This window comes from Micromonospora sp. WMMC264 (genome assembly GCF_027497275.1).
GTDB lineage: Bacteria > Actinomycetota > Actinomycetes > Mycobacteriales > Micromonosporaceae > Micromonospora > Micromonospora chalcea.
Genome location: NZ_CP114907.1, coordinates 4,056,867 through 4,082,674, shown reverse-complemented (window position 1 = coordinate 4,082,674; position 25,808 = coordinate 4,056,867). Strand labels below are relative to the sequence as shown.

Here is a 25,808-nt window from a genome sequence, read left to right as displayed (position 1 = left end):
CGGCCGTCCGGCCGGACCCCGGAGGTGAGCCGCAACGGCGCGGCACGCCCGAGGGGTCCGGCCGGAGGGCCGCAACCGGCGCGTTCGCGCGCCACCCGGACCGACCTCCGATGCGGGGGACGGTGACACGGCGGGGCCCCCGATGCGGGGGCCCCGTCCGTGTTCGCGGGGATCAGGTGGCGGGGTAGCTGCTGTAGTCGGGGAAGTTGCCGTAGAGCCGGCCGTCTCCGCCCACCGTCACCGCCTGCACCAGCAGGTCGCCGCCGACGAACGCGCCCTTCCAGGAGGCGCCCCGGCCGCCGAAGGGCTCGTCCCGGTCGCCCCGGGAACGGGGCTTGTTGATGCCCACCTTGAACGCCTGCAGGTCCACCGCCAGCTTGCCGGCCAGCTCCTCGTCGTCGCAGGCCAGCGACGCCACGAGCGCGCCGTTGGAGGCGTTCATCGCGGCCAGCAGCTCGTCGGTGGTGTCCACCACCACGATGGTGTCCACCGGGCCGAACGGCTCGGCGTGCATCAGCCGGGACCGGCCGGGCGGGGCCAGCAGCACGGCGGGCGCGACGTACGCGGACGTGTCCTGCCCGTCGAGGAACGGTGCGCCGTCGAGCTTGCCCCGGTGCAGCGGTACGGCGCCGCCGCGTACCGCCTCCTCGACCTTGCGGCGCAGCTCCTCGGCCTTGGCGGCGCTGATCAGCGGACCGAAGTCCAGCTCCGGCAGCGGGTCGCCGGCCCGCCACGTCTCGTCGACCGCGAGCGGGTGGCCGAAGCGGATCGAGCGGACCACGGGCAGGTACATGTCGAGGAACTCGTCGACGAGGTCGCGCTGGACCACGAACCGGGGGTACGCGGTGCAGCGCTGCTTGCCGTACTCGAAGCCCTTGCGCAGGTGCGCGGCGAGCGAGTCCCACTGGGAGAAGTTCCAGATGCCCCAGGCGTTGAGGCCCTCCTGCTCGATGAAGTGCCGCTTGTCGCAGTCGAGCAGCGCGGCGGCGACCTTGCCGCCGTTGGAGCGCCCGCCGACGAAGGCCACCGCGCCGATCTCCGGCGCGCGGACGAGCACCTCGGACAGTTCCTCGCCGCTGCCGGACAGCAGGGTGGCGGGCAGTCCGGCGCGGCGCATCAGCGCGTGGGCGACGGTGAGGCAGACCGCGCCGCCCTGGGACGGCGTCTTGGCGATCACCGCGTTGCCGGCCAGCAACTGCACCAGCTCGGCGTGCACCAGCACGCTCATCGGGTAGTTCCAGGAGGCGATGTTGCTGACCGGGCCGGGCAGCGGCTCCCGGCCGTCGGCGAGCATCCGCTCGATCTCGTCCACGTACCAGCGCACGCCGTCCAGCGCCCGGTCCACGTCGGCGCAGGCCAGCCGCCACGGCTTGCCGATCTCCCAGACCAGCAGCAGGGCGAGCAGGTCGCGGTGCCCGGTGAGCGCGTCCAGCGCGTCGGTGACGCGGGCGACGCGCTCGGCCAGCGGGGTCTGCGCCCACTCCCGGTGCGCCGCCGCGGCGTGGGCGACCGCGCCGCGCGCGGCCTCGGCGTCGAGCCGGGCCAGGTGGATGAGGACGGTGTTGTCGACAGGGGTACGGACCGGCGCCGGTGTGCCGAGCGCGCGCCACTGCCCCTGGACGAGATTGTGGAGCGTGGGCACGCCGTCGGAGGTGGTGTCGAAGGCCTCGGGGGTGGCGGCCACCGCCCGGGCGAGCGTGTCGGACCAGGAGGTGCCCTCGGCGAGTCGTAGAGCCATCGCGATCTCCTCAGGGTTGTCCGGGGAGCGGCGGCGTCGATGGCACCGCAGGTGAGGCGTACTGTCGCGCGGTGCCGAGCGGGCGGGCAACCGTACGCTCGTATGCCAGGACGGCGGCGGCCCGGACGGGGTCGTCCGCGGCGCGTTCGTCGTCACCGCGATGCCGCTGAGCTGGGAACGAGTCGGCTCGATATCGAACTGCATCGATGGTGTGATCCAGCTCCCGTTTGTTACCCGTCGGTACGGCGAGCGGGCCCCGCCGACGGTGGCCTTCCCAACATGTTGCCCGCGCATTACATTGTCGCTTATCCATGGGAGCGCTCCCGAGGCTCCTGCGGTCACCCCACCACCACTGCCTCGCGGCAGCCGGAGCCCCGAGCGCCGTCCCCGCTCCGGCTGCCGCGCGGCGCCAGCCACAGGAGCTCGCCATGCCCCGTCCGATACCGCCGCCCGGAGGCCGGTCGCGGCTGCGCCGGTTGCTCGCCGCCGGCGCCGCGCTGGCCGTCGGCCTGGCCACGGCCGTCGCCGCCGCGCCGCCCGCGTCGGCCGTCGAGGTGCCCGCCGCGCAGGCCGCGGCCACGTTCAACTACGCCGAGGCGTTGCAGAAGTCGCTGTTCTTCTACGAGGCGCAGCAGTCCGGCCCCAAGCCCTCGTGGAACCGCGTCTCCTGGCGCGGCGACTCGGCGCTCACCGACGGCGCCGACGTAGGCGTCGACCTCACCGGCGGCTGGTACGACGCCGGTGACCACGTGAAGTTCGGCTTCCCGATGGCGTTCAGCGCCACCATGCTGGCCTGGGGCGCGGTCGAGTACCGCGACGGCTACGTCGCCTCCGGGCAGCTCACCCACCTGCTGAACAACCTGCGCTTCGTCAACGACTACTTCGTCAAGGCGCACCCCGCGCCGAACGTCCTCTACGGACAGGTCGGCAAGGGCGACGACGACCACAAGTGGTGGGGCCCGGCCGAGGTGATGCCGATGGCGCGGCCCGCGTACAAGATCGACGCGAGCTGCGGCGGCGCGGACCTGGCGGGGGAGACGGCGGCCGCTATGGCCGCCTCGTCCATGGTGTTCCGCCCCACCGACGCGACCTACGCGGACAAGCTGCTCGGCCACGCCAAGCAGCTCTACACGTTCGCCGACACGGTGCGGAAGAGCTACCACGAGTGCATCACCGACGCGACGAGCTTCTACAAGTCGTGGAGCGGCTACCAGGACGAGCTGGTCTGGGGCGCGATCTGGCTGTACCGGGCCACCGGCGACGCCACCTACCTGGCCAAGGCCGAGAGCGAGTACGACAAGCTCGGCACCGAGCCGCAGTCCACCACCCGCTCCTACAAGTGGACCATCGCCTGGGACAACAAGCAGTTCGGCGCGTACGTGCTGCTGGCCAACCTGACCGGCAAGCAGAAGTACGCCGACGACGCCAACCGGTGGCTGGACTACTGGACGGTGGGCGTCAACGGGCAGCGGGTGCCGTACTCGCCCGGCGGGATGGCGGTGCTCGACTCCTGGGGCGCGCTGCGGTACGCCTCGAACACCGCGTTCGCCGCGCTGGTCTACAGCGACAAGACCACCGACACCACGCGCAAGGCGCGCTACCACGACTTCGCCGTCCGGCAGATCAACTACGCGCTCGGCGACAACCCGCGCAACTCCAGCTACCAGATCGGCTTCGGCACGAACTCGCCGCGCAACCCGCACCACCGCACCGCGCACGGCTCCTGGTGGGACAGCCAGACCGTGCCCACCGAGACCCGGCACGTGCTCTACGGCGCGCTGGTCGGCGGCCCGTCATCGGCAAACGACGCGTACACCGACAGCCGGTCCGACTACGTGATGAACGAGGTGGCCACCGACTACAACGCCGGCTTCACCTCCGCGCTGGCCCGGCTCGCCAACGAGTACGGCGGCAGCCCGCGCGCCGGGTTCCCGTCCGCCGAGACGCCCGACATGGACGAGATGACCGTGGAGACCACAGTCATGCAGGCCGAGCCGCGCGCCACCGGACTGAAGGCGATCATCTACAACAAGTCGGCGTTCCCGGCCCGGGCGCTGACCACCGGTAAGTTCCGGTACTTCTTCCGGCCCGACGGCACCGGACCGGTCACCGTCACCCCCGGCTACACCCAGGGCTGCCCGTCGCCGTCGACGGCGAAGCAGTTCTCCGGCGACATCTGGTACGTCGAAGTCGACTGCACCGGCTACACCATCGCGCCCGCCGGGCAGTCCCAGCACCGGATGGAGGTGCAGTTCAAGATCGGCGTGCCGGAGGGCGGCACCTGGGACCCGACCAACGACCCGTCGTACCAGGCCACCGCCGGGCCCAACCGCAAGGTGCCGCTCTACTCCGGCGGCGTACGGGTCTGGGGCGAGGAGCCCGGGCCGGTCACCCCGGACACCACCGCGCCCACAGTGCCCGGCACCCCGGTCGCGTCCGCCGTCACGTCGAGCGGGCTCACGCTGACCTGGGCCGCGTCCACCGACACCGGTGGCAGCGGGCTGGCCGGGTACGAGGTGACCCGTACCTCGGCCGGCGCCGACCCGGTCGTCACCGCCTCGACCGGCACCACCCTCACCGTGACCGGGTTGGCACCCGAGCGGACGTACCAGTTCACCGTGCGGGCGCTCGACGGCGCCGGCAACCGATCCGCGTCGTCGGCTGCGGTCAGCGTCACCACGCCGGCCGGCCCGGCGCCCGACACCACCCCGCCGACCGCGCCGGGCACTCCCACCGCCTCCGCGATCGGCCCGACCGGACTGACGCTGACCTGGGGTCCGTCCACCGACGCGGTGGGCGTCACCGGGTACCGCGTCTACCGGGGCGGGAACGTCCTGGTCGGCACCGCCACCGGCACCACGCTGGCGGTGACCGGGCTGACCGCCTCCACCACGTACACCTTCACGGTGGTGGCGGTGGACGCGGCCGGGAACGTCTCACCCGCCTCGCCCGGCGTCACGGTGACCACCACCGCGCCGCCGGCCGGAGGCACCTGCGCGGTGACCTGGACGGCGAACTCCTGGGACACCGGGTTCACCGCGAACATCACCGTCGCCAACACCGGCACCACGGCGATCAACGGCTGGACGCTGGCGTTCACGTTCGGCAACGCCGGGCAGAAGGTCGGGCAGGCCTGGTCGGCGAACGTGACCCAGACGGGCACGGCGGTGACCGCGACGAACCTGTCGTACAACGGGACGCTGGCGCCCGGGGCGTCGACGAGCTTCGGTTTCAACGGCACCCACACCGGCTCGAACCCGAGGCCGGCGACCTTCACGCTCAACGGGACCGCCTGCGCGGTCGCCTGACCGTCGACGTGGCGTGGCCGGTACCGCACCCCGTGTGACCGGCCACGCCGCACCCGGCCCCGCGCGGCCAAAAACGTTCCGAAACTTTTCCGAAACACCATTGTCCCCACCGATGCGTGGTGGAAGCATCGACAAAGCTAGATACCCCAACCGAAACGTCCAGTCGTCCCGCCCCGACGGCCTGGGTGTTGGCCAGTAAGGAGGCCAAGATGGCAATGAGCCCATCCGCTCATCGCGGCGGGAGTCGGCGACGGCGATCACCAGCCGTCCGAGCGCTGCTCGCCGGCGCGGTCAGCGCCGTGACGGTGGCCGCCGTCGCGGTGATGATGCCGGCGGCGAACGCCGCCGCGAGCACGCTGGGCGCGGCCGCCGCGCAGTCGGGCCGCTACTTCGGCACCGCCATCGCGGCGGGCCGGCTCGGCGACTCGACGTACAGCACGATCGCGGCGCGTGAGTTCAACATGATCACCGCCGAGAACGAGATGAAGCCGGACGCGACGCAGCCCCAGCGCGGCCAGTTCAACTTCAACTCGGGCGACCAGATCTACAACTGGGCGACCCAGCGGGGCCTGAAGGTCCGTGGCCACACGCTGGCGTGGCACGCGCAGCAGCCGGGCTGGATGCAGAGTCTGAACGGCAGCAATCTGCGTCAGGCGATGATCGACCACATCAACGGTGTGATGGCCCACTACCGGGGCAAGCTGGCCGCGTGGGACGTGGTGAACGAGGCGTTCAACGAGGACGGCAGCCGTCGGCAGTCGAACCTGCAGGGCACCGGTAACGACTGGATCGAGGTGGCGTTCCGCACCGCGCGGGCGGCCGACCCGTCGACGAAGCTGTGCTACAACGACTACAACATCGAGAACTGGTCGTACGGCAAGACGCAGGGTGTGTACAACATGATCCGGGACTTCAAGTCCCGTGGTGTCCCGATCGACTGCGTGGGTCTGCAGACCCACTTCACCGGCGGCAGCTCGCTGCCGGGCAACTTCCAGACCACGCTGCAGAACTTCGCCGCGCTGGGTGTGGACGTGGCGCTGACCGAGGTCGACGTCACGAACTCCTCGACCAGCCAGTACGCGGGTCTGACGCAGGCGTGCATCAACGTGCCGCGCTGCATCGGCATCACGGTGTGGGGCGTGCGTGACAGCGACTCGTGGCGCTCGAACGAGAGCCCGCTGCTGTTCGACGGCGGAGGCAACAAGAAGGCCGCGTACAACTCGGTCCTCAACGCGCTCAACGCGGCCGCCCCGACCTCCGGGCCGACCACGACCCCGACCACGACCCCGACCACGGCACCGCCGCCGAGCGGCGGCGCCGGCCGGATCGTCGGCGTGCAGTCGGGCCGGTGCATCGACGTGCCGAACGCCACCCAGACGAACGGCACCCGGGTCCAGCTCTACGACTGCAACGGTCAGTCGAACCAGCAGTGGACGTACACCTCCAGCAAGCAGCTGATGGTCTACGGCACCAAGTGCCTCGACGCGAACGGCGCGGCCACCGCCAACGGCACCGGAATCATCATCTGGGACTGCAACGGCCAGTCCAACCAGCAGTGGAACATCAACTCCAACGGCACCATCAGCGGCGTGCAGTCCGGTCGCTGCCTGGACGTCTGGGGCACCGGCAACGGCCAGCAGGTCCAGTTGTACGACTGCCACGGACAGACCAACCAGCAGTGGCGGACCGACTTCGGTGGCGGCACCTCGCCGTCCCCGACCACGCCGCCGCCGACCACGACGCCCCCGCCGGGCGGCTGCTCGCTCCCGTCGACCTACCGGTGGTCGTCGACCGGCGCGCTGGCGAACCCGCAGAACGGCTGGGTCTCGCTCAAGGACTTCACGAACGTCGTCCACAACGGCAAGCACCTGGTCTACGGGTCGTACGTCAACAGCAGCGGCCAGTACAGCTCGATGAACTTCACCCCGTTCACCAACTGGTCCGACATGGCCTCGGCCGGCCAGAACGGAATGAGCCAGGGCACCGTGGCGCCCACCCTGCTGTACTTCGCGCCGAAGAACATCTGGGTGCTGGCGTACCAGTGGGGACCGACCTCGTTCAGCTACAAGACGTCGAGCGACCCGACCAACGCCAACGGCTGGTCCTCGGCGCAGACGCTGTCCACCGCCACCCTGCCGGACGCCCCGTACGGCGTCATCGACCAGACCCTGATCGGTGACGACCAGAACATGTACCTGTTCTTCGCCGGGGACAACGGCAAGATCTACCGGTCGAGCATGCCGCTCGGGAACTTCCCGGGCAGCTTCGGCTCGAGCTACACGACGATCATGTCGGACTCGACGAACAACCTGTTCGAGGGCGTCGAGGTCTACAAGGTGGCGGGCCAGAACCAGTACCTGATGATCGTCGAGGCGATCGGAAGCCAGGGACGCTACTTCCGGTCGTTCACGTCCAACAGCCTGAGCGGCTCGTGGACCCCGCAGGCCGCCACCGAGAGCAACCCGTTCGCCGGCAAGGCCAACAGCGGCGCGACCTGGACCAACGACATCAGCCACGGTGACCTGGTCCGCAACAACCCCGACCAGACCAAGACCATCGACCCCTGCAACCTGCAGTTCCTGTACCAGGGCAAGAACCCCAGTGCGGGCGGCGACTACAACCTGCTGCCGTGGCGGCCGGGTGTGCTGACCCTCCAGCGCTGACACCGTCACACAGTTACCGGAGAGCGTGCCCGGCACCCGCGTGGTGCCGGGCACGCCCGTCCGTCAGCTCAGCCGGCCAGGTCCTCGGCCAGCAGATCCATCAGCAGCGCGTCGTGCCAGCGCCCGTCCGCCCCGCGCTCGTAGCGGCGCATGATGCCCACCGGACGGAACCCCACCTTCGCGTACGCGCGGATCGCCGCCGTGTTCGCCGCCGCCGGGTCGATCGTGAACCGGTGGTGGCCGTACTCGTCGATCAGGTGCCGGACCAGCGTGCGGATCGCGTCACCGCCCAGCCCGGAGCCGCGTACCGCCGGGTCGAGGAAGACATCCAGGCTGGCGTGGCGATAGTCCGGGTCGGTCTCGGCGTACCACTGGATCGCCCCGACCAGCCGGCCGTCGTGCTCGACCGCGTAGATCGTCACCGCGTCGTCGGCCAGGTCGGCCCGGACCGACTCGGCCAGATCGTCCCCGCCGCGCCACCAGCGGCGCACCTCAGGGGTGGCCCGGATCGCGGCCAGCGCGGGCACGTCGGCGTCGGTCACCGGCCGCAGCGTCACCGCCCGCCCCCGCAGCACGCCTCAGCCCCGCCGCTCGCCGTGCTCGACGCAGACCGCCGACCAGCCGGCCGGTACGACCTGCACCTTCATCCGCCGCCGGCAGGACGCGCACCAGCGCGGCGGCTCCCACGCCCGGGCCGCCTCGCACGCCGGATGCGGCCCGGCCGCCACCGACTCGCCGCACCTGTCGCACCACAGCGCCACGGGCACGGCCGGGGCGGGGGAAAGATCGGTCACCGCTGCCTCACAGGGTCGCCGAGAGCGCCTTCACCGGCATCTTCAGGTCTTCCAGCAGCTTCAGGTCGGCGTTGGCCGGGCGACCCAGCGTGGTCAGGTAGTTGCCGACGATCACCGCGTTGATGCCGCCCAGCAGACCGTCGCGGGTGCCCAGGTCACCGAGGGTCAGCTCGCGGCCGCCCGCGTACCGCAGGATGGTGCGCGGCATGGCCAGCCGGAACGCGGCGATGGCGCGCAGCGCGTCCTTGCCCTCCACCACCGGACGGTCACCGAGCGGCGTGCCCGGCCGCGGGTTGAGGAAGTTCAGCGGCACCTCGTGCGGGTCCAGCTCGGCGAGCTGCGCGGCGAACTCGGCCCGCTGCTCGACCGTCTCGCCGAGGCCGAGGATGCCGCCGCAGCAGACCTCCATGCCCGACTCGCGGACCATCCGCAGCGTCTCCCAGCGCTCCTCCCACGAGTGCGTGGTGACCACGTTCGGGAAGTAGGAGCGGCAGGTCTCCAGGTTGTGGTTGTAGCGGTGCACGCCCATCTCGACCAGCTCGTCGACCTGCTCCTGGGTGAGCATGCCGAGCGACGCGGCGACCTGGATGTCGACTTCGGCGCGGATGGCCGCGACGCCCTCACGCATCTGCTTCATCAGCCGGGCGTCCGGACCGCGCACGGCGGCCACGATGCAGAACTCGGTCGCCCCGGTCGCGGCGGTCTGCTTCGCGGCCTCGACCAGCGCCGGGATGTCCAGCCAGACCGACCGGACCGGCGAGGTGAACAGGCCGGACTGCGAGCAGAAGTGGCAGTCCTCCGGGCAGCCGCCGGTCTTCAGCGAGACGATGCCCTCGACCTCGACCTCCGGACCGCACCAGCGCATCCGGACCTCGTGCGCGAGCTGGAGGGCGGCGGGCAGGTGTTCGTCGGGAAGGTTCAGCACCGCGAGGACACCGGCCTCGTCGAGGCCGACACCGTTGCCCAGCACCCGCTCCCGGGCCTGGTCGAGGATCTCTGGCATGGCTCGTAACCTAACAGGCCACCGAGGGGCCGGGAAACCGCCGCCAGCAGCCCCGGCGAGCCGGGACCGCGCCACGCCGGAGCCCTCGGGACGGGTGGTAACTTCGCCCCGCGGAAGCGCCCGGCGGGGCGGTGGTCGGCGGGAGGGGACGGCACGGTGGCGGACTGGCTGGCGGCCCTGGACCGCCGCGCCGAGCTGCGGGCCCGGGCGGGACTCACCCGCACGCTGCGTCCCCGGGCCGCCGACGACGCGGTGGTCGACCTGGCCGGCAACGACTACCTCGGCCTGGCCACCCACCCGGAGGTCACCGCCGCCGCCGCGGAGGCCCTGTCCGCGTACGGGCTGGGCGCCACCGGGTCACGCCTGGTGCGCGGCTCCACCGACGCCCACCACGCGCTGGAGGACGACCTGGCCGACTGGCTCGGCGTCGACCGGGCGCTGGTGTTCTCCTCCGGCTACCTGGCCAACCTCGCCGCCGTCCGGGGACTGACGCAGCCGCGTACGCTGCTCGTCTCCGACGCCCACAACCACGCCTCGCTGATCGACGGCTGCCGGATCTCCGGCGCCGAGACGCTGGTGACGCCGCACGCGGACGTCGCAGCGGTGGCCGCGGCGCTGGCCGCCGCGCCGGGCCGCCCGGCCGTGGTGGTGACCGAGTCGGTCTTCTCCGTCGACGGCGACCTGGCCCCGCTCGCGGAGCTGCACGAGGTGGCCCGCCGCCACGGCGCGCTGCTGCTCGTCGACGACGCGCACGCGCTCGGCGTCACCGGCCCGGCCGGGGCCGGCGGGGTGGCCGCCGCCGGGCTGGCCGGCGCGCCCGACGTGGTGGTCACCGCGACGCTGTCCAAGGCGCTCGGCGGGGCCGGCGGCATGGTCGCCGGGCCGGCCGAGTTCGTCCGCCACCTGGTGGAGACCGGCCGCACGTTCATCTTCGACACCGCGCCGCCGCCCGCCGTGGTGGCCGGGGTACGTGCCGCGGTGCGCCTGGCCCGCGACGGCGACGCGCTGCGCGCCGAGCTGGCCGACCGGGTCGCGACGGCGGTGCGCCGGCTCGGCGAGGCCGGGCTGTCCGTGTCCGCCCCGGACGGCGCGGTGATCTCGGTGACCGCGCCCGGACCGGAGGCGGCGACCGCCTGGGCCGCCGCCTGCCGGGAGCGCGGTGTGGCGGTCGGCTGCTTCCGTCCGCCGTCCACACCGGACAGCCGCTCCCGGCTGCGCCTCACGGTCAGCGCCGGGGTGGACCGGGCCGACTTCGACCGGGCCCTGGACGTGATCGTGGAGTGTGCGCCATGAGCCTCGGCGACGCCTGGACCGGGCCGGTGCTGGTGACCGGCACCGACACCGAGATCGGCAAGACGGTGGTGACCGCCGCCGTCGCCGCCGCCGCGCAGGCCGCCGGGCTGCGGGTCGCCGTGGTCAAGCCCGGCCAGACCGGTACGGCCACCGGCGAGCCCGGCGACGTCGACTCGGTGACCCGGCTGGCCGCCCCGCTCACCGGCCGGACGCTCGCCAGCTATCCCGACCCACTCGCGCCGCTGGCCGCGGCCCGGGTGGCGGACCTGCCGCCGCTGGAGCTGTACAACGCCGTCGACGCGATCCGCGAGGAGGCGGACAAGCACGACCTGGTGCTGATCGAGGGCGCGGGCGGGCTGCTCGTACCGATGGGGTTGCGCCCGTCCGGCGAGCCGTGGACGGTGGCCGACCTCGCGGTGTCGCTCGGCGCGCCCGCGGTGGTGGTGGCGCGGGCCGGACTCGGCACGCTCAACCACACCGCGCTGACGCTGGAGGCGCTGGAGCGGCGGGCCGTACCGGCCGGCGTGGTGATCGGCGCCTGGCCGGCCGAACCGGAGCTGGTGCACTGGCTCAACCTGTCCGAGCTGGTGCCGAACCTGCTCGGCGCGGTACCGGCCGGCGCGGGCGGGATGGACCCCGGCGTGTTCCGCAGGTCCGCTCCCGGGTGGCTCACCCCCGCCCTGTACGGCGTGCTCGACGACTGGCGCGCCTGGGCCGAGGAGTAAGGAAGGGCCCCTTATTAACGCCTCCGATAGAGGAAGGGCCCCCTGTTAACACCCGCAGGATTCAGGCGCGGCGGACCACGAACGCGTCGGGCATCCGGAACGTGAGGTTGTCCGGGCACCAGGGTGGACGGACCACAGTCACGTCGTCCAGCAGCGCGGTGGCCTCGGCGACCACCACCGCCGCCTCCATCCGGGCCAGCTGCGCGCCGACGCAGCGGTGCGGCCCGGCGCCGAACGCCAGGTGCCGCCGCGAGCCGGGCTGCCCCGGGCGGAACTCACCCGGCGCGCCGACCACCGACGGGTCGCGCCCGGCGCGGGCCAGCCAGGCCACCACGCTGGTGCCCGCCGCCACCGGCAGCTCGCCGAGCGTGGTGTCGACCGCCGCCACCCGCCGCCACGTGACGATCGGCGGCTCCAGCCGCAGCCCCTCCTCGACCACGTCGTCCACGGCGACCGTGCCCGCGCGCAGGCCGGCCCGTACCGCCGGTTCGCCGGACAGCCGGTGCAGCAGCAGGGTCAGGAACTGCGAGGTGGTCTCCTGGCCGGCGACCAGCAGGAAGAACAGCGCGCCGACGACCACGTCGGGGGAGTGCCCGGCGTCGCGCAGCCGCGCGGCGAGCCCGCCCCCGGTCGCGGCGAACTCGCGCAGCACGGTGTGGAACCGGCCCACCTCGGCGGCCAGCGCGAGCTGCCGGGCGGAGTCCAGCGGCGCCCAGAACAGCTCCAGCGCCGCCCGGGCGAAGTCCTTCACCGCGCCGACCGGCGCGTCCGGCAGCTCGACCAGCCGGGCCAGCACCAGCAGCGGCAGGTCGGCGGCGAGCCCGGCGTACAGGTCGACCGGGCGGCCCGCGTCCAGCGTCGCCGCCAGCCCGGCCACCCGCTCCCGGACCAGCCCGGTCAGCCACTGGCGCTGGGCGGCCACCCGGTGCGGGTGCAGCGCGTCGGCGACGATGCCGCGGATCTCCGGATGGCTGGCGCCGCCGTTGTTCGCCAGCGTCGGCGGCAGCCGGAACCGGTGCCCGGCGAGCACCCGCAGCGCGGCCACCGGGATCGGCGTGACCGCGTCGAGCGCGTTGTCCGGCCGGAACGTCACCGGGTCGGTGAGCACCCGGCGGACGAGCGCGTGCCGGGTCACCACCAGGTGTGGCACGCCGACGTGGTCGACAACGGTGGCCGTGTCCGGCCACTGCCCGTCGACGGACGCCCCCCAGCCCCGGAACAGCACGCGGTAACGCTAGCGGCGGGCGCCGGGCGGGTTCGGGTCCAGCTCCCACACGGTGGTGTGCTTCACCCGTACGCTCTCCAGCGCCTCGGACACCGGCACGTCGTACGCGGCCAGCTCGTGGAAACGCTCGCGGGGCAGGAACGCCCGGCCCGGGTCGCCCACCAGCACCCGGGCGCCGGAACGGGCGGCCCGGAGCAGGAAGCGCAGCATCCGGCGGGCCATCGCCTCGCTGTAGAAGACGTCCCCGGCCAGCACCACCTCGGCGTCGCCCGCGTCGGCGTCGAGGATGTCGCCGAGTTCGGCGTCGACGCGTACCCCGTTGGCCTCGGCATTGAGCGCGACGGCCGCGACGGCCCGCTCGTCCACCTCGACCGCCCGGACGGCGGCCGCGCCGGCGCGGGCGGCGGCGATGGCGACCAGGCCGGAGCCGGAGGCCAGGTCGAGCACCCGGCGGCCGGCGACCACCTCGGGGTGGTCGGTGACGTAGCGGGCCAGGCCCTGCCCGCCGGCCCAGGCGAACGCCCAGAACGGCGGCGGCTGGGCGCTGCGAAACTCGCCCTCGGTCAGCTCCCACAGGCCGATCGGCTCGTCGGCCTGGTGCAGGCGCACCTCGGGTACGAACGCCACGGGGGCGAGGCGGGCGTGCAGCCGGACGAACGCGGCGGACAGCTCGGACACCGGAGAATTGTGTCCCACCCGCCGGCCGGGCCCGATCCCGGGCGTGTCGCGGCGGGACCGTGACCGGTTCACCACGCTCGGTGAAATGGCCCCCGTGTTGTGGCGTTGGATGCGAACACGCCCGTCTACCGGCGTGCCCGGCGCGCTCCTAGCGTTGCCTGTGGACACGACCGAGGGTGAGGAGGCGTGGTGAGCGGGTGGCGGCACGCGCTACGGATCGGACTGGTGCTGACCTTCGTGGCCGGGACCGGGTACGGGGGAGCCCTGCCCGCGCGGGCGGCGGCGGCCTTCTCCACCGAGTTGAGCGGTCTGCCGGACGAGTTCACCGCCGGGAACCGGGTGGAGACGCTGTCCGCCGTGGTGTCCCGCTCCGACGGGGGCGGCTGTGTCAAGGTGCGCTGGTCGATGTTGGTGCGGGTGCAGGGCCTGCGGCTGGACCAGCTCAAGGTGGACCGGGTGGAGGACAGCGGGTCGTTCCCGCTGGAGATCCGCACCGAGGGAGACACCGCCCGGCTCACCGACCGGCAACTCGACCCGGGTGTGCTCTGCCCGGGCCGGACCGTGACCGCCCGCTACCGGGTGGCGTTCGCCGAGGACGTCGCGCGCGGCCGGGTGAGTTTCGCCGCCGAGGCGTACGACCCGCAGTTGCGGCTGCTGGCCCGGCGGACCGCCTCGCGTGAGGTGGTGGGGGAGGAGGCTTCGCCGACGCCGGCGCCCACCAGCGCGGAGCCCTCGGAGACGCCGAGCGAGGAGCCACCCACCGACGACCCGGTGACCGACGAGCCGACCGACGCGGCAGTGGTGGAGCCGCCGCCGCCCGGTGGTGTGGCCGGACGCCCGGTCGCGGACAGCGGCGGCTTCGGCCTCGTGCAGGCGGCGTTCCTGCTCGGCGGGCTGCTGCTGTTCCTCGGCGCCGGGCTGCTGCTGCGGATGCGCCGCCTGCTGCGCCCGGCCGCCGTCACCGAACCGGAAACCCTGCCACCGCCCTTCGAGCGCCCCCGCCCGACCTGGCCCTGACCGGCGGACCCGCCCGCGCGGGCCGGGGGCGGGGCCCGGTCAGTCGAGCTGACTGGGTTCGAGGCCCAGTTCGCGGGCGGCGACGAGGCGGATCCACTCGGCGATCTGGCGGCGCGTGATCACCCGCTCGTGCACCGCGAGCTGGACCGCGAGGCCGTCCATCACCGCGCTGATCCGCCAGGCCGCGCCGGCCGGGTCGGGGCAGTCGAACGTGCCCTCGGCGACCCCGTCCGTGATCAGCGCGGCCAGGTCCTGCCGCCACCGCAGGTCCAGCCGCCGGGAGAGCTTCTCCAGTTCCGGGGTACGCAGCGACTCCGCCCAGCCGTCGATGCGCATCGACCAGGAGGTGGCCCGGCCGGTCGGCGCGTACAGGCGCAGCATGCGGCGCAGCTTCGCCAGCGGCGGCGCGGAGGAGCGGAGCACCGCGTCGAGCTTGGCCAGGTCCTGCTCGACGGCGTACGCGAACGCCTGCGCGAGCAGTCGGTCCTTGGTGGCGAAGTGGTAGAACACGAGGGCCTGGCTCACCCCGGCGGCCTCCGCCACGTCGGCGGTGCGGGTGTTGGCGAGCCCTCGTTCCGCGATCACCTCACAGGCCGTACGCAGCAGCGCGTCCAGGCGGATCTCGGCGGCTCGTCTCGTCACGGCGTTACGGTAACCCATCCGCATGACCACGGGGAGTTACCGAAGCGGCTGGTCGGCGGGCGGGCAGTCGGATGCCGGACACTCGACGCGCCGGTCTGCTTCCGCAGGTGGGAGCGCTCGCCGGTGCTCCCGGACGGAAGCCACCCAGGCTCCTAGGAAGCCGAGGGGGAGCGGGGTCCGCCACCACCGGACGCGCCGGAAACGGAACCCGATTTGGCAACCGTTCCCGGGCTCGGCTAAAGTTCTCATCCGTCACCGGATAACACCGGGGGCGTGCGGACGTAGCGCAGCTGGTAGCGCATCACCTTGCCAAGGTGAGGGTCGCGGGTTCGAATCCCGTCGTCCGCTCGGAGATGCCGCCACGCAGTTCGGGGGCAACCTCGGTGGAGTGGCCGAGAGGCGAGGCAACGGCCTGCAAAGCCGTGTACACGGGTTCAAATCCCGTCTCCACCTCGCAGTAGACGAGGGCGATTGGCGCAGTGGGAGCGCGCTTCCTTGACACGGAAGAGGTCACTGGTTCAAACCCAGTATCGCCCACCAGCGGAAAGGCCGTGTCGATCATTCGACACGGCCTTTCTCGTCGCCATCGATCAGTCCAGTGCCGCGCCGCTGGCCATTGCCGCACCCGCGTGCCCCACCCAGACTGGCCCGGTGGACGATCAACAGACCCGAGCCCAGCGTTTCCGCGCCCTGCACCGGCCCGGTGACCCACTGATCCTGGCCAACGCCTGGGACGCGGTCAGCGCCCGGCTCGTCGCCGCGGCCGGCGCCCACGCGATCGCGACCACCAGCGCCGGCGTCGCCTGGAGTCGCGGCGCCCCCGACGGCGACCTGCTCGCCCGCGACACCGCCGTCGACGTCATCCGCCGCGTCGCCGACGCGGTCCGCCTTCCGGTCACCGCCGACATCGAATCCGGGTACGGCGACAACCCCGACCAGGTCGCCGAGACCGTCGCCGCCGTCCTCGCCGCCGGAGCCGTCGGCGTCAACGTCGAGGACGCCCGGCACGACGGCGGCGGTCCGCTGCGCCCGATCCACGAGCAGGTCGCCCGGCTCGCCGCGGTCCGGGCCGCCGCCGACCGCGCCGGCATCCCGCTGTACGTCAACGCCCGCGTCGACACGTACCTGCGGGGCGCCGGGGGCGTACCGGAAACGGTCGAGCGCGCCGAGGCGTACCTGGCCGCCGGCGCGGACGGGATCTTCGTACCCGGAACCGTGGAGCCGGAGACGGTGGCCGCGCTGACGGCGGCGATCCCGGCCCCGCTGAACGTGCTGGCCGGGCCGGGCGCGCCGCCGGTGGCCGAGCTGGCGCGGCTCGGGGTGGCCCGGGTGAGCCTCGGCCCGGCGCTGGCCGAGACGGCGTACGCGGTGGTCCGGCGCGCGGCGGCGGAGGTGTTCGGCGCCGGGACGTACGAGGCGCTCGCCGGCGGGCTCGACTTCGGCGAGCTGAACGAGCTGATGCGCGACTGACCGGCCACGGGATCGACCTCGGGCGGGGGACCGGGTTGAATGTGCTGGTGGCCGTTGTCCCGCGTCCGAGCCGGCGGACGGCGACCGGCTGTCCCCGGCGCCCGTCCCGACGGGATCACCACGGATGACGGCGGGCGTCCGCCCGGTGCCCGCGCTGCGGAGCCTGCCCGTCCTCATCGCCGCCACGGCGACCCTCGGCGTCGCGGCGCTCGCCGTCCTGGGCGCGGCCGGGCACGGCGGTTTCGCGAGCGACCCGGTCGGCGCCGTGGCCCTCGCGACGGCAGCCGTGGTCACCGCGCTCGCCGCGCTCCGGCTCAGCCGGTCGGGTCACCGGGCCGCCGGCCGGCTGGCGGCGGGGCTCGCCGCGTCGCTGCTGGCGTACCTGGCGCTCGCCGTCGTCGCGGTGGCCGCCGTCGCGGCCGGGCATCCGTGGGCCGGGCCGGCCGTCGCGGCGTGGAACTCGGCGTGGATCCCGCCGCTGGCACTCCTTCAGCTGACCGCCTCGGCCGCCGTCCGCACCGGCGACGCCGTCCCGTGGACGCACCGGCTCGTGGGCCTCACCCTGGGCGTGGCCACGCTCGTCAACGCGCTGCTGACCACGGCGACCCAGCCGTTCGCGGGGGTTCCGACGATCGCCGCGGAGTCCTGGCGTACCGCGCTCGCGCCGGTCGGCGCCGCCGTCACCCTGCTGGCAGCGGTGGCGCTGTTCCTGCTCCCGGTGACGCTCTGGCGGGCCGCTCTCGGATCGCACCACGCCGTCCGGGCGCGACTCGGCGTGGCCGCGGCGGCCACCACCGCCGCGCCGCTGACAGTCGTCTTCTGCCTGCTGCTCGCCGTCGCCCGCACGCCCGGCGACGTCGAACCGTCGCTGGGCTCGGTCGCCTTCCTGGTGGCACTGGCCGGGGCCGCCGTGTTCGCCGCCGCGTGCGCGGTCACCGCCGCCCGCGGCGCCACCGAGCCGCGCCGGGTCGGCGCCGTGGTGCGCGGCGCGGGCCTGGCCGCCGCGGCCCTGCTGGTGGTCGGCGTCGGCACGCTCGTGGCCGCTCCCGGGACGTCCCTCGGCCCGACCTCGGTCGCCCTGGTCGTGTCGGCGCTGACCGTCGCCGTCGTCGGCGGGGCGTGGGCCGGCACCGGCCGGCTGGCGGCGCTGCTCACCGCCGCGCCGACAGCGCCGGTGACGCCGCGAGGCGGCGCAGAGGGTACGACGGGAGGCGGTGCGGCGGAGACGACGAACGTCATCGAGCCGGCGGCCCCGGCCACGGCGGTTGTGGATGCCGCGGGCCCGGTGTCGGTCGGCGGGCTGACGGCGCGTGAACGCGAGGTGCTCGCCGCGCTCGCCGACGGCGCCAGCAACGCGGGGATCGCCGCGCAGCTGGTGGTCTCCGAGCGGACCGTCGACGCCCATCTGCGCGCGATCTTCGTCAAGCTCGACCTGACGCCCGGCGGCGCCACGAACCGTCGGGTGCGGGCCGCGCGGATCTGGCTGGAGCACGCCCGACAGTCGCATTGAGCAGGGATTTTCCGAAGATAGGTGCTGAGGCCGATGCCCGCGCGGGCGGTACCTCGGCACGGTGGGGCGACACCTGAATCGACGGAGGCTCTCACCGTGCCCGTACCGAAGTTGCGCCGTGCCGCGCTCGTCGCCCTTTTCGTCCTGCTCCTGGCGTCCCTGGCCGGACGGACCGTCTTCATGCTGTGGGAGCCGCCGTTCGACGGCGCGATCCACTACGACGACGTCCGCGAGCTGGGGTCCGCGTACTGGCCGATGAACCTCTACCTGGGCGGGCCCGCGTACGCGGTGTCCTGGATCGCCGCGGCGGTGTTCATCGTCGGGCTGGCCCGGGGCCGCGCGGGCGTGCTGAACCTGGTGGGTGCCTTCCTGGCCGGCCTCGGCGGCGTGGTGTTCGCGCTGGCGATCACCGCGGAGGTGCTGCCGTTCGCCTACGCCGCCGATCCGGCGGTCGTGCCGGAGGCGCAGGGACGGGCGCTGTTCGACGTGTTCAACGACCAACTGGACGGGCTGCTCCCGGCCGTCCTCGGCAGCCAGGTGGCGATCGTCCTCGGCATGGTCCTGGCGCTCGTCGGGATCCTGATCGGCCGGACCATGCCGCGTCCGCTGGTCGTCGCCGCGCTCGTCTACGTGGTGGCGTTCGTGCTGGTGCCGCAGGACGCCGCTCGTGCGGTGGTCGTCGCGAGCTACCTGGCGCAGGTGGCGCTGGTGGCCGCGATCGGCTGGTACGGGCTGCGCGCCGCCACCGACGGTGCCGCCCCCGACGGCGAGCGGGCATAGCAGACCGGACCGGCCGGATGTTCGATCCGGCCGGTCCGGTCCCGGGACCGATCAGCTCCGTCGGCCCCGCTCACGATCACATGGGCGGCGCGACGTCCCGGCGCTCCTCGACCCGGCGGTACTCCACCGGCTCGTCGGCGGTCGTGGCGACCACCTGACGGCGCCGACCCCAGACCAGCGTGGTCATGATCAGGCCGAGGACGCCGGCCGCCATGAGGATCCAGCCGACGACGTCGAGGTCGACCCCGCCGACGCTGGCGTTGAGCGCGAACGTGAGGATCGCGCCGACCGCGATCAGGAAAATGCTCGTACCGATACCCACGACAGCCTCCTTCGGGGGGATGGTTGTGCTGTCACCGGCCTCAGTACCCCGGCGGTGAGCGGCGCAACCACACGGCCACCCGGCGCGGCGGGGGTCTGCCGCACGGCGATCTTGGCATCGGGTAGAGTTCACCCCGTCGCCGGCGCGAACCGGCGGCACGCGGACGTAGCGCAGCTGGTAGCGCATCACCTTGCCAAGGTGAGGGTCGCGGGTTCGAATCCCGTCGTCCGCTCGCGATTGCCCGGGCGATTGGCGCAGTGGGAGCGCGCTTCCTTGACACGGAAGAGGTCACTGGTTCAAACCCAGTATCGCCCACCGAGAGTCACCACGCCGCCGGTCGACAGGCGGTCGTCTCCCACCGGACAGCCGGCACCGGCTACATCGGTCTCCCAGGTCCACCGTGCGGATTATTCTGCCGCCGCCACCGCGCGTGTCACTGTGAGGCCCGATGCGCAGGGAGGCGGTCACATGGCAACGATCGAGCGGGGACGGTGGCGGCGGACGGCCGCACGATTAGGGGTGGCGACCGTGGTCGCGGCGGCCGGGGTGACGGTATCGGCCGCGCCCGCGCAGGCCACCGCGACGCGGACGGTGGCGTTCTACAGCATGGACGAGCCGGCGTCGTCGTCGACGGTGCTGACCGACTACAGCGGCAACGGCCGCCACGGCACGATCGGCGGTGAGGTGGTCACCGGCGCGCTCTACGCCGGGGCGACCGGCCACCGCTTCGCCACGCACCTACCCACCGACAAGGAGTACGTCCCGGGCCACGTCGACCTGGTGCCGCACACCACCGACTTCAACCCGGACGCCGGGGACTTCTCGGTGACCATCCGTTACCGGACCACGTACTCCTTCGGCAACATCCTCCAGAAGGGACAGGGCAACACGGCCGGCGGCTACTGGAAGTTCGAGGCCCCGAACGGCAAGCCGAAGTGCCTGTTCCGGGGCGCGGACGGCGCCTCCCGTACCGGCTATACCGACGTGCCGATCTCCGACGGCCAGTGGCACACGATCACCTGCAACCGCACCTCCGCGTACGTGGAGATGTACGTCGACGGCGTGCGGACCAGCCGCCTCAACGGGCCGACCGGCACCATCGCGAACACCTGGCCGCTGTCCGTCGGCGGCAAGAGCCAGTGCGACGGTACGAAGGTCACCTGCGACTACTTCGCCGGCGACATCGACTACGTGAAGATCCTGAAGGGATCGGGCGGCCCCGCGAACCAGGCACCGGTGGCCGCGTTGACGCCCACCTGCTCCGGGCTGGTGTGCACGTTCACCGGCGCGGGTTCCACCGACGCCGACGGCGCGATCCAGGACCACAGCTGGAACTTCGGCGACGGCGACACCACCGGCACCGCCTCCGTACCGACCACGTCCCACACGTACGCGGCGGCCGGCACCTACCCGGTCACGCTCACCGTGACCGACGACCGGGGCGCCACCGGCACCGCGACCGTCGAGGTTACCGTCGCGCCCGTACCGGAGCGGATCTCGTACGTCGGCCAGGCCACCGCGAACGCCAACTGGACCAGCCACACCGTGACCGTCCCGGCGGGCGTGCAGGCCGGTGACATGTTGCTGCTTCTGCTCAGCCAGAACACGCACACCGGCACCGGCGAGCCGGCCGGCGTGACCGGCTGGAGCAGGCTCGACCGCCTCGACGGCGGCTTCGCCACCACCACCGCCTGGTGGAAGACCGCCGGGGCCGGTGACGCGGGCACTGCTGTCCGGGTGACGCTGGACAGTCAGGCGAAGGGCAACCTGGTGCTGGCCGCGTACCGGGGTGTCGCGCCCGGGGCGCCGGTCTTCACCCGGGCCACCGATCCGGCGAGCACCGCCACCCGCATCACCCCGTACGCGCCGGTGACCGCGGCGCAGAGCTGGGCCGTGTCGTACTGGCTGCACGGCGACAGCACCTCCACCGCGCTCACCCCGCCGGCCGGCGTGGCGGTGCGCAGCAACACCTCGCAGACCGGCGGCGGCCGGGTGGCCGGCCTGCTCGCCGACTCGGCGAGCAGCGTGCCGACCGGCAGCTACGGCGGGCTCACCGCCACCGGCGCCGCGGCCAGCACGACCACCACCACGTGGACGTTCGTCCTGCCCCCGGCCTGACCCGTCGGGTACGCGAAAAGGCCGGCACCCCGTTGGTGCGGGGTGCCGGCCTTCACGTTTTTTCTTACTTGTTCCAGTGCTGGGCGACGAGGTCGGCGGCCTGCTGTTCCCACTGGGCGTAGTGGTCGGGGTAGGCGGAGACCTGGACGGTCTGGGCGGCCTTGGTCAGGGGCATGTCCTGCCAGCCGTCGACCTGCTTGAGGCCCTTGAGGAACGCGGTGGTGGAGTATTCGGGGTCGGTGATCTGCTCGACCGTGCCCCACCCGCTGGAGGGGCGCTGCTGGAACAGGCCCTGCGAGTCGTGGTCGTTACGGTCACCGAGGTGGCCGAGGTTCTCCAGCTTCGACTCCTGCAACGCGGTAGCGATCGACACGACCGCGGCACGCTCGTCCATGCCGGCCTTCTTCGTCGCGGCGATGATGGCCTTCACGTTCTTGGTCTGCTCGTCGTCGAGGTCGATGCGGGACTGGTCGCCCTGCACGCCGTGCGGGATCAGCTTGTCACCCTGCACGGTGGCGGTGACCGGCTTGACCGCGTGGGTGGTGTCAACGGCGTGGGCGGCGACCGGGCCGGCGAACACGCCACCGGTGAAAGCCAGACCAGCAATACCCAGAACGCTCTTACGCAGAATCGTGTTCATGATGGGGGCTCCATTCGGGGGTCGACGCACCCGTGGGGGACGGGATACGTGGGCACCGTCAGGCGCTCAAAAGTCTCAGGGGTCTCGGGCTGCTCGCGGAGGGCGGGGGGCCTTCACGCGGCGCCGGAAGGATGTCCAACGACCGTCGACCCGGCATCATTCCCGGGCACCTCACACCACCCGGGCGCGGGTTCACGTCGTCGGAACCAGGCTCAACGACCCGCAGGCCGTGTTCCCTCAGCCGACCGCTCGGGGGCGGTCCTGCTCGGTCGTTCACCCGGTTACAACGCCCCGCACCCGCCCACGATTCCGCCACCAGAGTGCCGCCCACCACCCCCGAACCCGACACCCCGCCCACCACCGACCAGACACACCCACCCCACCCGGCACCTCGCTCTGCACAGGTGATCAAGGAGTTTGCGGCCCTTTCCGGCACCCACGAGCACACAAACTCCTTGATCAACGCGATCTTGGAGTTGTGGCGCCTCACGAACGATGTCAAGCCGGGCATCCTGGGCACCACAACTCCAAGATCGAACAAGCCCTCCCCAGGCACCCCGCCATCGGTTGACCATGAGGTTAGCGGCGACAAACCGGACACCAAGTGCCGTCAACTTCATGATCGACGCCCTTGGGGCGGCTCGCGCGGGGCGGGGTGGGGCCGGATCGGACCGAAGGGCGGCGTAGTACCGCGTCGATCTTGCAGGTGCAGCCCTTCGGGTGTCCCCGTTTGCGCGTTATGCGGGGTACCGAAGTGCAAGATCGCGGAGGACTGGGGCGAGGGCTGTTTGAGAGGGCTCGGAAACCGCCGTGGTCTTGGGCGGGTGCGCCGATCTTGGAGTTGTGGTGCCTTGCGAAGGGTGTCAACCGGGCATACTTGGGCACCATTACTCCAAGATCGGCGGACAAAGACATGCGCCGCCGCCCCGTCCGGGCCGAGCTGCCCTCGGACCGGGTTCTGCCGCTGGCAGATCCGCTCACCGTGAACAAGGGGCGCCATGGCCGGCGGGCGGCGGCAGGCTGGGACGCATGCGACTGCTGATGCTGGGTGGTACGGGCTTTGTCGGTGGTGCCGTGGTGGCCGAGGCGGTACGCCGCGACTGGCAGGTGACAGTGTTCAACCGGGGCGTACACGGGCAGGCGCCGCCCGGCGTACACCGGTTGCGGGGTGACCGGACGGCGCCGGACGGGCTGGCCGCGCTGGCCGGCGGCGAGTGGGATCTGGTGGTGGACACCTGGGACGGCGCGCCCCGGGCGGTCCGGGACGCGGCGTCGGCGCTCGTCGGCGCGGTGCCGCACTACGTCTACGTGTCCAGCGGCTCGGTGTACGCGCCACCCGTCGAGCTCGGCACCGGCGAGGAGGCGCCGACGGTGGCGGCGGACCCGGACGCCGACGACGGCGACTACCCGGAGAACAAGGCGGGCGGGGAACTCGCCGCCACGCGGGTGTTCGGTGACCGGGCGCTGCTCGTGCGCGCCGGGCTGATCCTGGGGCCGGGGGAGGACATCGGGCGGCTGCCGTGGTGGCTGAACCGGATCGCCCGGGGCGGGGACGTGCTGGCGCCCGGGCCGCGTGACCTGCCGATCCAGTACGTGGACGTCCGTGACCTGGCGACCTGGCTGCTGGACCGGGGGGCCGAGGGCGTCGGCGGGGCGTACAACGTGATCGGTCGCACCGGGCACGCGACGATGGGTGAGCTGCTCGACGCGGCGGTGGCGGCGACCGGGTCGGGCGCGACGCTGCGGTGGACGCCGCCGGAGCCGATCCTGGCGGCCGGGGTGGTGCCGTGGAACGACCTGCCGGTCTGGGTGCCGCGGGGGCACGAGTACCGGTGGTTGCAGGAGCGGAACGTCGAGCGGGCGTACGCGGCGGGGCTGGTGTGCCGGCCGGTGACCGAGACGGTCGCCGACACCTGGCGGTGGCTGCGCGAGGTGGGGCAGGTGCCGGCCCGGGCGGGGCGGCCCACGCGCGCGCCGGTCGGCCTGGCGCCGGAGCGGGAGGCCACCCTGCTGGCCTCGCTCCCGGCCTGAACCGGCACAGAAGGGGCCGTGCGGCCGGCCTGACCCGCGGAGGGGTTCGGGTCAGGCCGGCACGACCGGCAGGTCGAGCACTTCCTCGACCGGGCGACGCGGGGTGGCGCGGCCCGGCTGGCCGTACCCGATCCGCATCACCATCTGCGGGGTGCCGAACCGGCCCAGCGACATCCGCAGCGCCTCCCGGGCGGCCGGCACCTCGATCGGCTGGGACAGCATCGACGCGCTGAGCCCGGCGTCGGTGGCGGTGAGCAGCACCCGCTGCAACGCCTGCCCGGCGAGGATCTGGTCGGCGGAGGTGTTGCCGGCCGAGCCGAGCACCGCGACGAGCGGCTCCGGCTCGAAGTCGCGGCCGGGGGCGCGGTTGCGGCCGCCGAAGCCGCGCTGGGGAAGCAGGTCCTGCGGCTCGCTCTGCGGTCCGCCGGCGCCGGAGGGCACGCCGTCCGGGGCCGGCTCGGAGCGGATCCACTCGGCCCGCTCGGCCACGTACGCGGGGTCGCGTTCCAGCACCCGGTGGGCGCTGCGGGCGACCTCGGCGACCGCGTTCACCGCGCTGGTGCCGATCACCAGCTCCAGCCAGCACTGCTCGGCGCGGGCCGCCTCGCCGAGCCGCCAGCGGGCCTCGGCCGGCACCGGGTCCGGCCAGAACGGCGCGCGGTTGCTGAACCGGCGGCTGATCGCCCCGTACAGGCTCTGCTCGGTCGGGGTGGGGCGGCGCGGCACGTCCGGCACGAGCCGGGCCACGACGTCCGGGTCGGAGGGGTACGGGCGCAGCCGCACCGTGGCCGGGGTGCCCGCCACGGCGAGCGCGAGCCGCAGGTTGAACAGCGCCGCGCCGGCCGCCATGCGCGCGCCCCAGCCGGTCGGGTCGGTGGCGGGCAGGCCGCGCAGCGGGTCGACGGACACCTCGATGCCGCCGTCGACCACCCGGAACCGCCACGGCTGGGTGTTGTGCAGCGACGGCGCCCGGACCGCGTCGGCGACCGCGGCCCGCAGGTCCGCGGTGGTGTATTCGGTCGTCATGGTGGTGCTCCCTCTCGTGCGGCGCCGGCTCCCCCGTCCGGTACACCACTACGGTGCGTCAGCGGGCGGCGCGGTGAGCAGGGCCGGAGGTCCCCACCTGGGCCCGGCCGTCGGTCCCGGCCGGCGCGTGCAGGACGGGACTTTCGACCCGTGCTACTGACGCGGGAAAGCGGGTAGAAAGGACTGATGATCCGGGTGTTCCTGCTCGACGACCACGAGGTCGTCCGTCGTGGCCTTGCCGACCTGCTGCAGAGCAGCGGCGACATCGAGGTGGTCGGCGAGTCCGGCCTGGCCCAGGAGGCGGCGCGCCGCATCCCCGCGCTGCGCCCCGACGTGGCGATCCTCGACGCCCGGCTGCCCGACGGCAACGGCATCGACGTGTGCCGGGACGTCCGCGCCGTGGACTCCTCGATCAAGGGGTTGATCCTCACCTCGTACGAGGACGACGAGGCGCTGTTCGCGGCGATCATGGCGGGCGCCGCCGGGTACGTGCTCAAGCAGATCCGCGGCACCGACCTGGTGGACGCGGTCCGCCGGGTGGCGGCCGGGCAGTCCCTGCTCGACCCGGCGATCACCACCCGCGTGCTGGAGCGCATCCGCAGCGGCGTGGAGCAGCCCCGGGAGCTGAAGTCGCTCACCGAGCAGGAGCGGCGGATCCTGGAGTACGTGGCGGAGGGGCTCACCAACCGGGAGATCGCCGGGAAGATGTTCCTGGCCGAGAAGACGGTGAAGAACTACGTCTCCAGCGTGCTGGCGAAGCTCGGTCTGGAGCGGCGCACCCAGGCGGCGGTGCTGGCGACGCGGCTGCTCGGCAAGAACACCTGA

General features: G+C 73.1%; 21 protein-coding genes and 5 tRNA genes. 16 read left to right on the top strand and 10 right to left on the bottom strand.

Translation table 11 applies throughout. From position 1 onward, the window contains the following. Nucleotides 1-172: 172 nt before the first annotated feature. The gene (locus tag O7542_RS17595; RefSeq protein ID WP_043325594.1) at nt 173-1,738 is read right to left on the bottom strand and encodes an aldehyde dehydrogenase family protein; all 1,566 of its coding nucleotides are present in this window, start codon (nt 1,736-1,738) and stop codon (nt 173-175) included. A 428-nt stretch (nt 1,739-2,166) separates the two neighbouring features. Here O7542_RS17595 and O7542_RS17590 point away from each other — a divergent pair, with 428 nt between their 5' ends. After that, complete coding sequence (locus O7542_RS17590; protein ID WP_281604907.1) at nt 2,167-5,046, top strand: glycoside hydrolase family 9 protein; 2,880 nt, start codon at nt 2,167-2,169, stop codon at nt 5,044-5,046. Between the two features lie 209 nt (nt 5,047-5,255). Beyond that, nucleotides 5,256-7,709, top strand: coding sequence for a non-reducing end alpha-L-arabinofuranosidase family hydrolase (locus tag O7542_RS17585; RefSeq protein WP_281604906.1), 2,454 nt, complete (start codon nt 5,256-5,258; stop codon nt 7,707-7,709). Nucleotides 7,710-7,777: 68 nt separating this feature from the next. Here O7542_RS17585 and O7542_RS17580 read toward each other — a convergent pair whose 3' ends face one another. Genes O7542_RS17580 through bioB form a run of 3 tightly spaced genes read right to left on the bottom strand, consistent with a single transcriptional unit; the run spans nt 7,778 to nt 9,506 of the window. Beyond that, nucleotides 7,778-8,284 (bottom strand): GNAT family protein, encoded by a 507-nt coding sequence (locus O7542_RS17580; RefSeq protein ID WP_043325589.1) that lies wholly within the window; start codon nt 8,282-8,284, stop codon nt 7,778-7,780. 3 nt (nt 8,285-8,287) lie between these two features. Next, a complete protein-coding gene (locus O7542_RS17575) occupies nt 8,288-8,503 on the bottom strand; it encodes a hypothetical protein (protein ID WP_113973396.1) in 216 nt (71 codons plus the stop codon). Nucleotides 8,504-8,510: 7 nt separating this feature from the next. Continuing rightward, nucleotides 8,511-9,506 carry a biotin synthase BioB gene (bioB, locus tag O7542_RS17570; RefSeq protein ID WP_281604905.1) on the bottom strand — a complete coding sequence of 332 codons (996 nt, stop codon included), beginning with the start codon at nt 9,504-9,506 and terminating at the stop codon, nt 8,511-8,513. A gap of 156 nt (nt 9,507-9,662) precedes the next feature. On the opposite strand from bioB, the gene O7542_RS17565 reads away from it, so the two are divergent. Together O7542_RS17565 and bioD are read left to right on the top strand one after the other, a co-directional pair. Continuing rightward, nucleotides 9,663-10,799, top strand: a complete 1,137-nt coding sequence (locus O7542_RS17565) for an 8-amino-7-oxononanoate synthase (RefSeq protein WP_281604904.1) — start codon at nt 9,663-9,665, stop codon at nt 10,797-10,799. Beyond that, nucleotides 10,796-11,524 carry a dethiobiotin synthase gene (gene bioD / locus O7542_RS17560; RefSeq protein ID WP_069089410.1) on the top strand — a complete coding sequence of 243 codons (729 nt, stop codon included), beginning with the start codon at nt 10,796-10,798 and terminating at the stop codon, nt 11,522-11,524. The genes O7542_RS17565 and bioD overlap by 4 nt, the downstream gene beginning before the upstream one ends. Before the next feature lie 61 nt (nt 11,525-11,585). Here the strand turns inward: bioD and O7542_RS17555 are convergent, their stop codons facing one another. Both O7542_RS17555 and O7542_RS17550 read right to left on the bottom strand, forming a co-directional pair. Continuing rightward, a complete protein-coding gene (locus O7542_RS17555; RefSeq protein WP_187694071.1) occupies nt 11,586-12,749 on the bottom strand; it encodes a cytochrome P450 in 1,164 nt (387 codons plus the stop codon). 9 nt (nt 12,750-12,758) lie between these two features. Then, the gene (locus O7542_RS17550) at nt 12,759-13,427 is read right to left on the bottom strand and encodes a 50S ribosomal protein L11 methyltransferase (protein WP_043325583.1); all 669 of its coding nucleotides are present in this window, start codon (nt 13,425-13,427) and stop codon (nt 12,759-12,761) included. A 189-nt stretch (nt 13,428-13,616) separates the two neighbouring features. On the opposite strand from O7542_RS17550, the gene O7542_RS17545 reads away from it, so the two are divergent. Further along, on the top strand, nt 13,617-14,444 hold the full coding sequence (locus O7542_RS17545; protein ID WP_064447271.1) for a hypothetical protein: 828 nt from the start codon (nt 13,617-13,619) through the stop codon (nt 14,442-14,444). A gap of 39 nt (nt 14,445-14,483) precedes the next feature. Here O7542_RS17545 and O7542_RS17540 read toward each other — a convergent pair whose 3' ends face one another. Next, nucleotides 14,484-15,086 (bottom strand): TetR/AcrR family transcriptional regulator, encoded by a 603-nt coding sequence (locus O7542_RS17540; protein ID WP_069089527.1) that lies wholly within the window; start codon nt 15,084-15,086, stop codon nt 14,484-14,486. Nucleotides 15,087-15,361: 275 nt separating this feature from the next. On the opposite strand from O7542_RS17540, the gene O7542_RS17535 reads away from it, so the two are divergent. The 6 genes from O7542_RS17535 (at nt 15,362) to O7542_RS17510 (ending at nt 18,846) form a co-directional block, all read left to right on the top strand. Further along, nucleotides 15,362-15,434, top strand: a tRNA-Gly gene (locus tag O7542_RS17535). Between the two features lie 34 nt (nt 15,435-15,468). Continuing rightward, nucleotides 15,469-15,539: transfer RNA gene (locus O7542_RS17530), tRNA-Cys, on the top strand. Between the two features lie 12 nt (nt 15,540-15,551). After that, nucleotides 15,552-15,626: transfer RNA gene (locus O7542_RS17525), tRNA-Val, on the top strand. A 111-nt stretch (nt 15,627-15,737) separates the two neighbouring features. Then, nucleotides 15,738-16,556: an isocitrate lyase/phosphoenolpyruvate mutase family protein gene (locus tag O7542_RS17520; RefSeq protein WP_064447195.1), complete on the top strand. Its 819-nt coding sequence runs from the start codon at nt 15,738-15,740 to the stop codon at nt 16,554-16,556. Nucleotides 16,557-16,680: 124 nt separating this feature from the next. Continuing rightward, nucleotides 16,681-18,066: a helix-turn-helix transcriptional regulator gene (locus O7542_RS17515; protein ID WP_205798030.1), complete on the top strand. Its 1,386-nt coding sequence runs from the start codon at nt 16,681-16,683 to the stop codon at nt 18,064-18,066. Between the two features lie 96 nt (nt 18,067-18,162). After that, on the top strand, nt 18,163-18,846 hold the full coding sequence (locus O7542_RS17510) for a hypothetical protein (protein ID WP_166457079.1): 684 nt from the start codon (nt 18,163-18,165) through the stop codon (nt 18,844-18,846). A gap of 76 nt (nt 18,847-18,922) precedes the next feature. Here the strand turns inward: O7542_RS17510 and O7542_RS17505 are convergent, their stop codons facing one another. After that, nucleotides 18,923-19,168 (bottom strand): DUF6458 family protein, encoded by a 246-nt coding sequence (locus O7542_RS17505; protein WP_158559994.1) that lies wholly within the window; start codon nt 19,166-19,168, stop codon nt 18,923-18,925. Nucleotides 19,169-19,327: 159 nt separating this feature from the next. On the opposite strand from O7542_RS17505, the gene O7542_RS17500 reads away from it, so the two are divergent. The 3 genes from O7542_RS17500 (at nt 19,328) to O7542_RS17490 (ending at nt 21,286) form a co-directional block, all read left to right on the top strand. After that, nucleotides 19,328-19,400 (top strand) — tRNA-Gly (locus tag O7542_RS17500). Between the two features lie 11 nt (nt 19,401-19,411). Further along, nucleotides 19,412-19,483, top strand: a tRNA-Val gene (locus tag O7542_RS17495). A gap of 204 nt (nt 19,484-19,687) precedes the next feature. Continuing rightward, nucleotides 19,688-21,286: a PKD domain-containing protein gene (locus O7542_RS17490; protein WP_281604903.1), complete on the top strand. Its 1,599-nt coding sequence runs from the start codon at nt 19,688-19,690 to the stop codon at nt 21,284-21,286. A gap of 64 nt (nt 21,287-21,350) precedes the next feature. Here O7542_RS17490 and O7542_RS17485 read toward each other — a convergent pair whose 3' ends face one another. Next, nucleotides 21,351-21,926 (bottom strand): hypothetical protein, encoded by a 576-nt coding sequence (locus tag O7542_RS17485; protein ID WP_281604902.1) that lies wholly within the window; start codon nt 21,924-21,926, stop codon nt 21,351-21,353. 1,029 nt (nt 21,927-22,955) lie between these two features. On the opposite strand from O7542_RS17485, the gene O7542_RS17480 reads away from it, so the two are divergent. Then, nucleotides 22,956-23,957, top strand: a complete 1,002-nt coding sequence (locus tag O7542_RS17480) for an NAD-dependent epimerase/dehydratase family protein (RefSeq protein ID WP_064447201.1) — start codon at nt 22,956-22,958, stop codon at nt 23,955-23,957. A gap of 51 nt (nt 23,958-24,008) precedes the next feature. On the opposite strand, the gene O7542_RS17475 is transcribed toward O7542_RS17480, so the two are convergent. After that, nucleotides 24,009-24,983, bottom strand: a complete 975-nt coding sequence (locus O7542_RS17475) for a nitroreductase (RefSeq protein WP_030501785.1) — start codon at nt 24,981-24,983, stop codon at nt 24,009-24,011. 186 nt (nt 24,984-25,169) lie between these two features. Here O7542_RS17475 and O7542_RS17470 point away from each other — a divergent pair, with 186 nt between their 5' ends. Beyond that, complete coding sequence (locus O7542_RS17470) at nt 25,170-25,808, top strand: response regulator transcription factor (RefSeq protein ID WP_013284884.1); 639 nt, start codon at nt 25,170-25,172, stop codon at nt 25,806-25,808.